Here is a 13,290-nt window from a genome sequence, read left to right on the forward strand (position 1 = left end):
CGGCATGTTGGCCCTACGGTAGCGCCCGGAGCCGGAGCAGGTGTCGGGTTTCCGGAGCCCGCTGCACCGGGGCGAGGGCGCCTGCGCCGATGCTCGGGCCGGGTCCGCCCGGGCGAAACTCGCAACTGCGAAATGGCGGCAAGTCTCCCACCCGGGCGTGCAAGCGCTTACCCTGTGCTCCATGGCCGGTTCCGTCACCCTTGCGGACGTCGCTCGCGCTGCCGACGTCTCCCTCGCCACTGCCTCCAGGGCGATCAATGGCAGCGCGACGCGCACGGTGCGTCCGGAACTGCGCGAGCGGGTGCTGGCCGCCGCCGCAGAACTGAACTATCTGCCCGATGCCAATGCCCAGGCGATGGCCCGGGGCCGCACCACCGCGCTCGGTCTGATCGTGCACGACATCGCCGACCCCTACTTCTCCGCGATCGCCTCCGGTGTCGGCGCCGCCGCCGAGCGGTCGGACCTGATGGTCACGCTCGGCAACACCCAGCACGACCCCGAACGCGAACTCGCCCTGGTCGGGGTGCTGCACCGCCAGCGCGCCCGGGCGATCGTGATTGCCGGTGGCCGCCACGATGATGATCTGATGCACGCGCGACTGGGGGCGGCGCTGGCCGCCTACCGGGCCGGCGGGGGCGCGGTGGCGATGGTCAGCCAACCGGTGCTCGAGGCGGACACCGTCGCGATCGACAACGTCAGCGGCGCCGCCGATCTGGCTGCCGCGCTGGTGGCGCGGGGGTACCACTCCTTCGCGGTGCTGGCCGGCCCGCCCGGGCATCTGACCGCCCGGGAACGACTTCGGGGTTTCACCTCCGGCCTGACAGGCAGGGATGACGACGCGACCGAGGCGGAAGCCGGGGCACCCCAGTATGTGGTCGCTTCGGCCTTCACCCGCGACGGTGGGTACGCGGCGATGACCGAACTCATCGAGCGGGTCGACCTGCGTGGCCCCGAGGTGGATGCGGTGTTCGCCGTCAACGACGTGATGGCGGTGGGGGCGATGGCCGCGGCCCGCGATGCCGGCTTGCGAGTGGGCGCCGATGTGGGTGTAGCGGGATTCGACGACATCGCCACGTTGCGCGACGTGACTCCCTCGTTGAGCACCGTGCGAGTGCCGTTGCACCAGGCCGGAGTGCTGGCCACCCAGCTCGCCCTGGGCCTCCCGTTGAGCGATGCCGGGCAGCACGCGGATGCCGACCGTGAGGGCGACCCCGAGGTGACCACGCAGACCGGCGAGGACGGAATCCGCCACGTGCGCGTGCGCGGCACCGTGGTGCTGCGGGACTCCACCCCGTCGCGCCTGAAGACCTGAGCACCCGCGCAGCCGGATCGGTGCCTTGACGGGGTTGACCCAGCCCGCGTACGCTCTGCGGAAAGCGCATTCCGCACATGGTACTGCGCATCGACCGGGAGGCATCAATGAGCACCACCACCCTGCGTATCGCCATGAACGGCATCACTGGACGGATGGGATACCGCCAGCACCTGCTGCGCTCGATCCTACCGATCCGGGACGCCGGCGGGGTGGTGCTGGACGATGGCACCAAGGTCCAGGTGGAACCGATCCTGGTGGGCCGGCGCGAGCACGCCCTGGCCGAGATCGCCCGCGAGCACGACGTGCAGCACTACACCACCGACGTCGACGCGGTGATCGCCGACCCCAGCATCGACATCTACTTCGACTCCCAGGTCACCTCCCGTCGCTACGCAGCGCTGACCGCGGCGATGAAGACCGGCAAGCACATCTTCACCGAGAAGCCCACCGCCGAGACCCTCGAAGAGGCGATCGAACTCGCCCGGGTGCGCAATGCCACCGGGGTGACCGCCGGCGTCGTCCATGACAAGTTGTACCTGCCCGGCCTGGTGAAACTGCGCCGACTGGTGCAGGAGGGGTTCTTCGGCCGGATCCTGTCCATGCGCGGTGAGTTCGGGTACTGGGTCTTCGAGGGTGACCACCAGACCGCCCAGCGACCCTCCTGGAACTACCGCACCGAGGACGGCGGCGGCATCACCACCGACATGTTCTGCCACTGGAACTACGTGCTCGAGGGCATCCTGGGCACCGTGGACGCCGTCACCGCCAAGACCGTCACCCACATCCCCACCCGCTGGGACGAGCAGGGGCAGGCCTATGACGCCACCGCCGACGACGCCGCCTACGGGTTCTTCGAGGTCACCTCCCCCGACGGTGACCCGATCCTGGCCCAGATCAACTCCTCCTGGGCGGTGCGGGTCTACCGGGACGAGTTGGTGGAGTTCCAGGTGGACGGCACCCACGGCTCGGCCGTGGCGGGACTGCGCAAGTGCGTGGCCCAGCAGCGCGCCCACACCCCCAAGCCCGTGTGGAACCCCGATCTGCCGGTCACCGAGTCCTTCCGGGACCAGTGGCTGGAGGTGCCCGACAACGCCGACCTCGACAACGGCTTCAAGGTGCAGTGGGAGGAGTTCCTGCGCGACGTCCTTGCCGGCCGTGAGCACCGCTACGACCTGCTCTCGGCCGCCCGCGGCGTCCAACTGGCCGAGGCCGGCCTGGCCTCCAGCGCACAGGGCAAGCGAGTGGAACTCTCCCCGATCGAACTCTGATCACCCCGCCGGCGGGCGGACCCCGCCGGCACGGCACCACACACGAGCCGAGCCCGCAGCGAGCGTGGCGATGGAGGAACACATGGCTGATCTGTCCCGGTTGTCCCTGAACACCGCCACCACCAAGGCGCTGACGTTGCCGGAGGCCGTGCAGGTGGCCACCGAGGCCGGCCTGGGCGCGGTCGGGCTGTGGCGGGACCGGGTCGCCGAGACCGGGCTTGACGAGTCGGCCCGGATCGTGAAGGAGGCCGGCCTCCGAGTGTCATCACTGTGCCGGGGCGGGTTCCTCAGCACCGCCGAGCCCGAGGGAATCGCCGCAGCACTGCAGGACAACCGCGCCGCGATCGAGGAGGCCGCGACCCTGGGCACCCGGGAGTTGGTCATGGTGGTCGGCGGCCTGGACGCCGCCACCGAACCCGGCGGGCCGGCACGCCCGGACGGGGACAAGGACATCGTCGCCGCACGCACGCGGGTGGCTGAGCGGATCGCCGAACTGGCGCCCTTCGCCGCCGAGCATGACGTGCGCCTGGTGCTGGAACCCCTGCACCCGATCTTCGCTGCGGACCGGGCGGTGCTGACCACCCTGAAGCAGTGCCTGGACATGGCCGAGCCGTTCCCGGCCGAGACCGTCGGGGTGGTGGTGGACACCTACCACGTGTGGTGGGACCCGGACCTGCGCGAGCAGATCAACCGCGCCGGCGCCGCCGGCAGGATCGCCTCCTACCAGGTGTGCGACTGGATCCTGCCACTGGCCGCGGACACGCTGCTGTCCCGCGGCTTCATGGGCGATGGGTACGTCGACTTCCCCACCATCACCTCATGGGTCTCCGAGGCCGGCTACACCGGGGATGTCGAAGTGGAGATCTTCAACGCCGACATCTGGGCCGCTCCGGGCGCGCGGACCGTGGCCACCATGGCCCGGCGCTACACCCAACTGGTGGCACCCCACCTGTAAGGGCCGACAACGGCGCAGCCCGCGCTCCGTAGGCGACCGGCCGGTGCCACCACCCCCGACGACGGCGCAGCCCGCCGTCCGTAGGCGACCGGCCGGTGCCACCACCCACCCGGATACGGCGCGGGCCCCATGGGCGGCCCGGCATGCGCCGTCGGACGATTTGACACAATCGCCCCATGACCCGCCCGGATGAGGAATTCGATGTCGAAGCTCCTCCTCCGGCCGCCACGTCACCGCCGCAGCCAGCCCGCCCGGCCCGTTCCGCCGTCGGCTTCTTCCTGCTCGGGCTCGTGCTCGTCGCCATCGGCGTCGTGCTCGCCCCCACCCCCGAACCGGGTGAGCGCGGCCTCGTCGCCTCTCTCGAATCCGAGCCGCAACTGCAGTGGCACCTGCCGATCCAGGCCGGAGGGTCCTCTGACGGGCACGTCTGGCTCGGTGAGAACCGGGTGGTCGCGGCCAGCCCCACCCTCGTCCGGGGTGTGGACCTGGACGCCGGCGACGTGGTCTGGGAGGTGCGGGCCCCACAGATGCAGTGCGGACGGGAGGAGGCCGACATCGCGTGCGTGAGCCGACAGGGGGCCCGATCGGAACTGATCGAGATGACGATGGCCTCCGGCGAGACCGGCCGCACCGTGCAACCCGGGCTCGAGGCCGCACTCCCCCACGACGGCGGACACATCACCGTGTACTCCGATGCCGAGGCGATCAGCGTGATGCGCTCGGGCGATTCCGGGGAACATCGTTGGACCCACCGTGTACCCGGCGCACCCGAAGCCGACCTCGGCGCGGTCTCCATGGCCGTGCTCGATGATCTGGTGCTGATCCAGGCCCCGCGCGTGGCCGATGGCGCCGGACTCGACCTGGCGCTGGACCTCGCGGACGGGACCCCTCACGAGGAGACTGAGGCCGTGCGTGTGAATCACGACGGCGAATGGTTGGTGCGCCGGGACAACGAGGTCACGCTCTACGACCGGTCCGGCCGCCCCACCACGGTCAGTGAGGAGTCGGGGTTGCTCCGTGTGGATGACGACCCCGGTTCGGACCTTGTCTTCTCTGACAGCACCGGCGACCTACGGGCGCTGTCGGCCGCCACCGGCGAGCAGACCTGGTCCTTCAGCACCGAACAGTCCGGGGCGATCGCCCACGCCCGCCTGGCCGGGACGATGGTGGGCTGGTCCGGCGGCTCCTGGTACGGCCTGGACGCCGAGGAGGGCACTCTGCGGTGGACCCGCCCCGGGGAGATGCCCCGGTGCCCGTGCCTGGGTGCCGACACCACGTTGGGCCACGTGACCGGCGAGGACGTCTCGGTCCTGACCGGGTTCGACACGCGCACCGGTGAGGTCACCTGGGAGATACCGCTCGCCGAATCCCGTCATTTCAGTTACGACGTCAACGAGTCGCACCTGGCGGTCTTCACCGCCTTCGACCTGTCGGTGTGGTCCCTGGGGAGTGCCTGATGCGCGCCCGAGCGGAGGAGTTCGACCTCGAGGTCGCCGCCTCGGCGCCGCTCGATCCGCGCCTGCCGGGAGGTGACACCCAGGGCGCTTCGAGAACCCGCCCCGGGCTGTCCGGTCCCCTGCCATGGGTGGCGGTCGCCGTCGTCCTGGTGCTGGCCGGTATCGCGCTCGCCGAACGTCCGCCTCCAGACTGGCGGACCGGGATCGTCGAGCACATCGCCACCCCGACGGAGCAGTGGTACACCCCGCTGCAGGTCGATATGAGCGACCCGCACGATGTGTGGCTGGGCCCGGAGACGGCGATTCTGGCCAATCGCTCCCGCGTGCACGGCTTCGCCGTGGCCGATGGGGCCGAGCTCTGGCAGGCCGAGGGCCGGCACCTGCGCTGCCACCAGGGCGAACCCGACGGCGACGTTTTGTGCGTCAGCGGTGAGGCCGCGCAGGCCGAGTTGATCCGGATCGATGCCCTGGCCGGGGAGATCATGCGCCAGGACCGGCCGGGCACTCTCGCCGCGCTGGACGTCGATGGCGACGTGCTCAGCCTGCGTCAGGAGGGTGAGCGCACGTTCCTGGAGCGGGAGGATTCCAGTGGTACCCGGCGTTGGTCGGTTGACCTCGGCTTCGTCGGCGCCTGGTACGTTCCCGCGCTGCTGACCCTGCTGGGCACCACCGGGGGCTACGTCATGGTCGGGATGGGGCTAGGGGGGCCCTCGGTTCCCTCGTTCGCCGTTCGCAACGCGGCCGACGGGCAGGTGGCCGAGGAGATCGGTGACCTCTGGGTCGGCCGCCCGCCCGCCGACGCCGCGAACCCGTGGTTGCTGGTGGCCGAGGACGGGAGCGAGTTCCGCTACCTCAATGCCGAGGGAGCACTCAGCGAGGCACGCAGCCAGTGGAGTCACTACCTGGTCGTGGACGAGGACCTGATGTCCGATGTCTCCCTGCACCTGGCGCACGGGGAACTACAGGCCCTCTCCCACCGCCGCCCCGACCACATCTACTGGAGCCGATCCACCTCCGGGATGACGGCGGTCCTGGCACGGGTGGGCGGCCTGGTCCTGGTGCAGGAGGGCACCACGACCGCCGCGCTCGATGAGCGCACCGGCGCACAGGTCTGGCGCGAACAGGTGCCGCTGGTGGCGTGGCGATCGCTCAGCGACGGCCGCACGCTGCTCTCCCTCGACTCCGCCTCCGGGCGGCAGGTCCTGAGCGGGGTTGATGTGCGAACCGGGGAATTGCTCTTCGAGGTCACCGGCGTTGAGGGCCCGGACGCACTGGTGCGTACCGAGCGGACCTACGAGGGCCGTCTCCTGGTGGTGACCACCGCCGGGCTGTCCATGTGGTCCCTGGCCTGACCTCGCCCCCGGGCCAGCGCCCCCGCCAGTTCCCCGCCAGCGCCCCGGGGGCGTCGCCCGGCTGTGCCCCGGGGCGTTGCCCAGCGCTGAGACCGCAGCCTGCAGGCGGGTGGGGTGAGACCGGTCGGGTGCGGTGAGACCGCACCCCGCAACGCTTCGGTCTCACGGACGATCGGCCGGTCTCACCAACACGGCCGCCGGGTGGTCAGTAGATGTTGCCGTGCTCGCGGAAGTCGCGCCAGACGTTCTCGAAGAAGTCGTCGTCAGCCGGGATCGGCCGCACCGGACGCCAACGGAACAACGGCCGTCCGGCGGGGTCGGTCTCCTCGCGCTGGACGATCTGAGCCCAGTCTCCCCCGCCGTCGTCCTCGGGCCGGTCCAGGCCGTTGTGGCCCACGGGCGCCGGTGCGCCATCGGGGGCGAGCCAGGCGACCTCCTGGACCTGATCGGCCAGCGCACCCTCGTCCAGACTGAAACGGAAGAGTTCGGGCAGGTCCAGCTCCTCATCGGCGTTCGTGCCGTAGCCGACCTTGGGCAGGTGGCCGCCCGGGTCGGTGTACAGGACCGAGCCGCGTGAGCGCCCACCCTTGCCCACGTAGTCGGCCATCGCCGACAGGTACACATAGGCGGTGGTGAGGATGTCGCGGACCAGGAAGGTGCGGTTCACCGACCGGCGTGAGGTGGAATCGGCACTGATCGTCTCACCGTACTCAGTCAGCCACTGGTGCACCTGCTGCAGTGCCTCGTCGATCGACTCGGCCGAGCGTACCGGCCCGGCCTTGGCGCTCATCAACTCCTGCACCGCGGTGAGCATCGTCCCGGTGTTGTCCGTCAGACCCGAGCGGGCACGCTCGGCGGCAGCGGCGACGAGGTCCGTGGCGTCGGTCAGGACAGCCTCGGCGGCAGCGGAAAAGGTCGGTTCGGCGACCGGGTCCTGGGTGCGCCGGGCGGCGATGAACTGGGCCGCCCGGGTGGCCCCGACCTGCCCGGAGTTCAGTGCGGAACCACCGGGCCGGTACACCCCGTGGGCACCGCCGGCCTCCCCCACCGGGAAGAAGCCGGACACGTTGGACTGCCACCAGCCGTCCACGCTGAGCCCGCCGTTGTTGTGCTGGGCGCACACGTCCACCTCGAGCATCTCCTTCTCGAGGTCCACGTACGGGTTCTTGTCCAGGTAGAACTGGTAGGCAGGCTCGTTCATCTTGCGCAACCGCTCGATCGGGGTGCCGAACAGCACCCCGGCCTTCTCCAGGTACTCGAACGGCTCGGGGTCCAGCTCGCTGTGTTCGAACGTCTCCCGCACCGGGTTGGAGCGGAAGTCCAGGAACACCCGGCGCCCGCGCAGCACGGTCTCGCGGTAGACGAGCAGGTCGATCAGGGAAGACCCCTCGGTGGCCTTGCGCACGTCGAAGGGCCACTGATAGCCCTTGAGGAACACCAGCGAGATCAGCCGGCCGTAGTCGGGGATGGTCTCGGTGAGGAACTCGCGCTCGTCGTTGCCCTCGGCATCGGTGGAGACGAACCGGGGCACCACCTGCATGTAGGTTCCCGAGACGTTCCAGCGCGGCTTGATCGAGGCCAGGCCGAACTGCCACTCGGTCACACCCTTGCCGCGCACCCCACCGCGGTAGGCGGCACCGGAGGCGCCCCACTGGCCGTTGGGGAAGACCCTGGTTGCGTAGATCCCGGCCGGGCCGCCGGTGGCGTAGACGATGTTGGTGCACCGGATCAGCAGGTAAGGGCTGCGCTCGCCGTCGTGCGGAACGTCGGTGCGCAGCAACAACAGGCCGGCGATCCGGGGGCCCTCGTCCGTGGTGTCATCGACGATCAGGTCGACCACACGGCAGTTGTCGTAGATGTCGGTGCCGTTGCGGGCGACCTTCTTCTCGAGTTGCTCCACCATGGACCGGGAGGTGTAAGGACCCACCGACGTGCCTCGGCGGCGCGGGTCGTGGTCGGTCTTGTAGCCGACGAACTCCCCGGACCGGGACTGTGGGAACGGCACACCCAGATCGCACAGGCGCAGGAACGCCCGGGCGGACAGGGCGGCTTCGGCCAGGGCGTTGTCGCCGTCCATCGCCCCACCGGCGAACAGCGTCCTGGCCATCTCGTGCACCGAGTCGGCCTCTTCTCCGGAGAGGGAGAGTTTGTAGTAGGTCTGCTTGTCCGAGCCCGCGTTGCGACTGGCCCCGGCGCCGACCTTGTCGGTCACCATGATGACGTCGTCCTGGCCGAACTCCCAGAGCCGGTCGGCGGCAGCGAAACCGGCCGAGCCGGTGCCCACCACCACCGTGTTGGTGCTGACCACCGGAACCTGCTGGCCGGCGATGGTCTGGGTGGGCGCGGAGTCGGCATCGGCGATGGGCATGAGGTTCCTTGTCAGGGTCGGCGCCGGGGTCGCGGTGACGTATCGGCGCGGGCTTGTGGGGTGGGCGCGGGGTTCGGCGGGCGGTTCCGCTACCGGTTCAGAGCCGGGGGATGTGCATGCCGCCGTCGACGTTGATGATGTCGCCGGTGGAGTAGGGCATGCGGGCGGCAGCGAGTTGGACGACGGCGCCGGCAACGTCGGCGGGGGTGCCCCACCTGGGGATGGGGGCGAGCCCGCCGGCGAACTGCGCGTCGTACTTCTCCTTCACACCGGCGGTCATGTCGGTGGCGATCACGCCGGGACGAACCTCGTAGACCATGATCCCCTCCGGAGCCAGGCGGGCGGCCCAGAGCTGGGTGGTCATCGCCATGCCTGCCTTGGAGATGCAGTACTCGCCGCGGTTGGTCGAGACCGTCACCGCGGAGGTGGAGGAGACGTTGATGATGGTGCCGTGCACCTGGTCGCCCGGCTCACCCTCGCGGCGCTCGATCATCTCGGCGGCGACCATCTGGGTCAGGAAGTAGGGGCCACGCAGGTTGATGTCCATTACCCGGTCGTAACTCTCCGGTGTGGCCACCACGATGTCGTCGCGCACCTGGGGAGCCACCCCGGCGTTGTTGACCAGCAGGTCGATGCGGCCCCAGCGCTCCAGCGCGTCATCGACGTAGCGGCGGTGGTCCTCCAGGTCCGCTACCGAGCCGCGGGTGTAAGAGACCTGCCCCAACTCGCGCAGTTCGGCCATCAGGTCCGCCGGCTCCTCACGGGTGGCCAGGATGGCCACGGCGTAACCCTCGGCCAGCAGAGCCCGGGTGATCCCCTGCCCGATGCCCCGGTTGCCACCGGTGACCAGTGCCACTTTACTCACGCGTTCCTCCTTGGGTTGGGGCTGGGGCCCGGAGGCCGGATCAGGGCGGCACAGGATCACCCTGGTGGATCTGCGCTGGGTCCGCGCGCAGCACGGCGCAACCGGTAGGCCCATCATGCCTGACGACACCAGATCCGGCAAGCGCTTTCCGGCCCCTGGGAACCATGCTGACTACGCGGCTTCTGGACTGAGTGCTCCCAGAAGATTCCGCTCACTCAATCCACTTGCCGCGACCTCAACGCCTCCCTGGCGATCACTCGGGCAGGTACAGGCCCGGTACGGCACGAGCGCCACGCATCAGTCGGGCGGGCATCGCGCGGACCAGGCGCTCAGCGGTCGCGTCCGGGCGATGCAGATCCTCGGAGACGAACCTCAACACCACCCCTCCGGCCTCCCGGATGGCGTCCTCTCGGAGTTTCTCCTCGACCACGGCCTCGGCACCGCCGTCTGGCGTTTCTGCGTGGTACTTGATCCTCCCGTCGAACTCGGCATGAACGACCCAGCGCTCTGTACCGCCGCCGGACCTTCGGCGGTAGCACCAGGCCAGATCGCTGAAGTAGGTGCCGCGATCAGTCTGAGTTCGGAACTGAGCGACCGGCCGACCGATGTCCCGGGAGACGGCGATCCAGCGCAGCACCGATTCACCCGGGGACTCCGCGAAGCCGTTGGCAGCCGACAGCACCGCCCTGGCCCGGACCCGGCCACGGCGTGCGCGACCTGATGCGAGGCGCTCGCACAGTTCCGCACGGATCCCCTCCATCCGCTCCTGCGATTCCGCACGCCGCCAGCGATCCGGCTTCGCAAGGAGCCGCAGCGCACTGTCAGCGACCACCAGCGCGTCGCGTGCGTGCAGCGTCCTGGCACAGTCGAGCACGGTGCGCTGCAGGGTGGTGACCGCCAACCCGTTGATCGTGGTGACATCGGAAGGCTCCAGATCGACCGTGTGCCGGAGCACGTCGGGTGCTCGTCTCGCGCCGTGACGCGTGGGCTGGATCAGATGGACCCGTTCGGGCGTCCGCCAGAGCGGACATCCGTGCAGCAGCGCCGCGCTCTCGTGACTGAGGATGCGTGGCTCGGCGGAAGCCCGGACTACCGCGACGCAGCGCGCCAGGGCGTACTGCTGCCGCGTCGCCCACGGTTCCGTCAGTGCCTGATCCACCACCATGTAGGCACCGTGGCGCACCCGGGCGATGGTGCCGGCACTGAGCAGGTCGGCGAGGTCGGCCTTCCCCAGTTCGGATCGGAGCATGACGCGCGGAAGGGACGGCGGTCCGGGCCCTCGTAGGCGTTCCATGACTGGCAGCCTCGCCGGTCGTGCGCAGGCGGGCGATGAACCGCCCGCCCGCTGTGGACACCCTTTCCCTATCCCCACCCCGCTGAGCCGAGATCGCCACCCCTCAACCCGCCGCCGCCACCCCACCGGCCCACCACCAGCCCACCGATCCGGAGGCGACTGCGCGGCATATGGATCGAGTTCGCCGGAGAGGTTCCGCTACTTCGCGGCATTCGCCGCGACGTCAGCGCCGCCGCCCGGGTGGGGGTGGGGCGGCTGCCGGGTGGGGCGGCTGCCGGGTGGGGCGGCTGCCGGGTGGGGCGGCTGCCGGGTGGGCGGCTGCCGTGGGGTTGACCCCGGTTTCTGGTCAGTGACCGGAAACCGGGGTCAACCCCAAGCGAGCGGATGGTGGGTGTGGCGGGTGTGGGGTGGGCGGCGGGCGATGGCGTGCGTGCGGTTCAGTCGCCGGCGGGCGTGGTGCTCAGGCCGGCGGCAGCGAGTTGGTCCTCGAGGTGGAAGACCTCCTCGAGGAGAACGAAACCCTCATCGGGGTTGCCGGAGTCGACGAAGAACTCGCTCATCGCGGCCTGCCAGCGCCCGTTCACCTCGGTGGCGGCCATCGCCTCCTGGGCGGCACGATAATCCTCGGACTCGAAGTGACCCACCAGCAGACCGTCCTGCGACAGGTAGAGCGAGTAGTTGCGCCACCCGGAGTCTCGCAGCGCCGCGAGCATGTCCGGCCAGACGGCGGCATGAGCGCGGCGGTACTCATCCAACCGGTCCGGGCGCACGCGGGAGGTGAAGCAGTAGCGGGTCATCGCGGATCTCCTTGAACGTGGGTTGGCGTGGGTCGGGCGTGGGTTGGTGGGAGTTCGGCGGGCTTCTGCGTGGGCTGGGCGTGGCTCAGGTGCGCGAGGTCGAGGGCGGCAGCCGTTGCTCCGCCCGGCCCCAACGCTCGGCCGCCCCCGGGGCCGGGTTGTAGGTCGCGGTGGACACGCTCGCGGCAACCACGCTGCGCAGGTCCTCCAGAGTCCCCTCGAGCACCCCCACGGCGCGGGCCTGCGCCACCACGTTCCCCAGGGCGGTGGACTCGGCCGGGCCGGCCACTACCGGCAGCCCGGTCGCGTCGGCAGCCAACTGGCACAGCAGCGCGTTCCGGGAACCACCACCCACCAGGTGCACCCGGCGCACCGGGCGGGAGGTCAACTCGACCGCCGCGCGCACACTGCGGCGATAGGCCAGGGCCAGCGAGTCCAGCACCGTACGGGTGATCTGCGCCGGGCTGACCGGATCCGGTTCGCCCCGCTCGACGGCGTGAGCACGGATCCGTTCGGGCATGTCGCCCGGGGGCAGGAACGCCGGATCGTCGGCGTCGATCAGGGTGCGGAGCGGCTCGGCCCGGGCGGCCGCGTCGAGCAGGCGGGTCAAGTCCGCATCCTCACCCGCCCCGGCCCAGATCCGCTGACTCTCCTGCAGCAGCCACAATCCCATCACGTTGCGCAGGAAGCGCACCCGGCCGTCCAATCCGAGTTCGTTGGTGAAGTTGGCCTCCCGGGCAGTCTCGGTGAGCACCGGCTCGCCCACCTCCACCCCGACCAGAGACCACGTGCCGCAGGAGATGTAGGCGAAGTCGGAACTGGTGGCCGGGATGCCGGCCACTGCCGAGGCGGTGTCGTGGGATCCCACCGCGATCACCGGCACCGGGCCCAGCCCCGTCGTCTGCTGGGCCTGCTCGGTCAACGGCCCGAGCACGTGGCCGGGTTCGACCAGGGGTGGGAACAGATCGGTCGGCAGGCCCAGTCGACCGAGCAGATCAGCCGACCAAGCCGGCCCGTCCTGGTCCAACAACCCGGTGGTGGAGGCGTTCGTCGTCTCGCTGGCCTGCACTCCGGTGAGCCGGTAGCCGAGCAGGTCCGGCAGTAGCAGCGCCCGGGCCGGGAGCGGGGTGGACGACGACGTGGGTGCGGCGAGCAGACCGGTGCGCTTCTCCGCTGCGAGCTGGAAGATCGTGTTGAACGGCTGATGGGCGATCCCGGAGATCGCGTACAACTCACCCGGGTCGGCCAGCGCGTGCACCTCTGACACGGCCTGCCCGCCCCGAGCATCGCGATAGGCGACCGGTTGTGCCAGCAGGGCACCGTCGTCGTCGATCAGTCCGTAGTCCACCGCCCAGGAGTCGATCCCGATACCGAGCAGTGGGCCATCGTCGCCCGCCGCCCGCAGGCCCGACAGGATCTGCTCGTACAGTCCCTCCAGGTCCCAGCGCAGCACGCCGGTGGAGTCATACCGTGCCTCGTTGGGGAAGCGCGCCACCTGGCGCATCTTGACCTGTGGGCGATCGGAGGTGCCGGTGATCTCGGCCCGGATCACCCTCCCCGAGGATGCCCCCAGGTCGACCGCCGCGAATGCCGGTACCGCCGGCGTGCTGGTCATCACT

At 70.3% G+C, this 13,290-nt stretch carries 10 protein-coding genes; 5 read left to right on the forward strand and 5 right to left on the reverse strand.

All coding sequences use genetic code 11. The annotated features are described in order from the left end of the window. Window positions 1-181 precede the first annotated feature (181 nt). The 5 genes from ACPL7H_RS08595 (at window position 182) to ACPL7H_RS08615 (ending at window position 6,347) form a co-directional block, all read left to right on the forward strand. The gene (locus ACPL7H_RS08595) at window positions 182-1,312 is read left to right on the forward strand and encodes a LacI family DNA-binding transcriptional regulator (protein WP_424796537.1); all 1,131 of its coding nucleotides are present in this window, start codon (window positions 182-184) and stop codon (window positions 1,310-1,312) included. A 107-nt stretch (window positions 1,313-1,419) separates the two neighbouring features. Continuing rightward, window positions 1,420-2,583 carry a Gfo/Idh/MocA family protein gene (locus ACPL7H_RS08600; protein WP_424796538.1) on the forward strand — a complete coding sequence of 388 codons (1,164 nt, stop codon included), beginning with the start codon at window positions 1,420-1,422 and terminating at the stop codon, window positions 2,581-2,583. A gap of 82 nt (window positions 2,584-2,665) precedes the next feature. Beyond that, complete coding sequence (locus ACPL7H_RS08605; protein WP_424796539.1) at window positions 2,666-3,538, forward strand: sugar phosphate isomerase/epimerase family protein; 873 nt, start codon at window positions 2,666-2,668, stop codon at window positions 3,536-3,538. Between the two features lie 176 nt (window positions 3,539-3,714). Then, window positions 3,715-4,995, forward strand: coding sequence for a PQQ-binding-like beta-propeller repeat protein (locus tag ACPL7H_RS08610; RefSeq protein WP_424796540.1), 1,281 nt, complete (start codon window positions 3,715-3,717; stop codon window positions 4,993-4,995). Next, window positions 4,995-6,347, forward strand: coding sequence for a PQQ-binding-like beta-propeller repeat protein (locus tag ACPL7H_RS08615; RefSeq protein ID WP_424796541.1), 1,353 nt, complete (start codon window positions 4,995-4,997; stop codon window positions 6,345-6,347). The genes ACPL7H_RS08610 and ACPL7H_RS08615 overlap by 1 nt, the downstream gene beginning before the upstream one ends. Before the next feature lie 205 nt (window positions 6,348-6,552). Here the strand turns inward: ACPL7H_RS08615 and ACPL7H_RS08620 are convergent, their stop codons facing one another. From ACPL7H_RS08620 to ACPL7H_RS08640, 5 genes are all read right to left on the reverse strand, one after another. After that, a complete protein-coding gene (locus ACPL7H_RS08620; protein WP_424796542.1) occupies window positions 6,553-8,715 on the reverse strand; it encodes an FAD-binding protein in 2,163 nt (720 codons plus the stop codon). A 97-nt stretch (window positions 8,716-8,812) separates the two neighbouring features. Next, window positions 8,813-9,580 carry a 3-ketoacyl-ACP reductase gene (locus ACPL7H_RS08625; protein WP_424796543.1) on the reverse strand — a complete coding sequence of 256 codons (768 nt, stop codon included), beginning with the start codon at window positions 9,578-9,580 and terminating at the stop codon, window positions 8,813-8,815. Window positions 9,581-9,833: 253 nt separating this feature from the next. Beyond that, the gene (locus ACPL7H_RS08630; protein ID WP_424796544.1) at window positions 9,834-10,874 is read right to left on the reverse strand and encodes a hypothetical protein; all 1,041 of its coding nucleotides are present in this window, start codon (window positions 10,872-10,874) and stop codon (window positions 9,834-9,836) included. 437 nt (window positions 10,875-11,311) lie between these two features. Next, window positions 11,312-11,671: an L-rhamnose mutarotase gene (locus ACPL7H_RS08635; protein ID WP_424796545.1), complete on the reverse strand. Its 360-nt coding sequence runs from the start codon at window positions 11,669-11,671 to the stop codon at window positions 11,312-11,314. Between the two features lie 85 nt (window positions 11,672-11,756). Continuing rightward, the gene (locus tag ACPL7H_RS08640; RefSeq protein WP_424796546.1) at window positions 11,757-13,286 is read right to left on the reverse strand and encodes a rhamnulokinase; all 1,530 of its coding nucleotides are present in this window, start codon (window positions 13,284-13,286) and stop codon (window positions 11,757-11,759) included. Window positions 13,287-13,290 lie beyond the last annotated feature (4 nt).

This window comes from Pseudactinotalea sp. Z1732 (assembly GCF_049724975.1).
Lineage (GTDB): Bacteria > Actinomycetota > Actinomycetes > Actinomycetales > Beutenbergiaceae > CALKWS01.

Bases quoted from the DNA above. Each gene is read 5' to 3' on its own strand.
- ACPL7H_RS08595 (WP_424796537.1), top strand. From the start codon at position 182: ATGGCCGGTTCCGTCACCCTTGCGGACGTCGCTCGCGCTGCCGACGTC.
- ACPL7H_RS08600 (WP_424796538.1), top strand. From the start codon at position 1,420: ATGAGCACCACCACCCTGCGTATCGCCATGAACGGCATCACTGGACGG.
- ACPL7H_RS08605 (WP_424796539.1), top strand. From the start codon at position 2,666: ATGGCTGATCTGTCCCGGTTGTCCCTGAACACCGCCACCACCAAGGCG.
- ACPL7H_RS08610 (WP_424796540.1), top strand. From the start codon at position 3,715: ATGACCCGCCCGGATGAGGAATTCGATGTCGAAGCTCCTCCTCCGGCC.
- ACPL7H_RS08615 (WP_424796541.1), top strand. From the start codon at position 4,995: ATGCGCGCCCGAGCGGAGGAGTTCGACCTCGAGGTCGCCGCCTCGGCG.
- ACPL7H_RS08620 (WP_424796542.1), bottom strand. From the start codon at position 8,715: ATGCCCATCGCCGATGCCGACTCCGCGCCCACCCAGACCATCGCCGGC.
- ACPL7H_RS08630 (WP_424796544.1), bottom strand. From the start codon at position 10,874: ATGGAACGCCTACGAGGGCCCGGACCGCCGTCCCTTCCGCGCGTCATG.
- ACPL7H_RS08635 (WP_424796545.1), bottom strand. From the start codon at position 11,671: ATGACCCGCTACTGCTTCACCTCCCGCGTGCGCCCGGACCGGTTGGAT.
- ACPL7H_RS08640 (WP_424796546.1), bottom strand. From the start codon at position 13,286: ATGACCAGCACGCCGGCGGTACCGGCATTCGCGGCGGTCGACCTGGGG.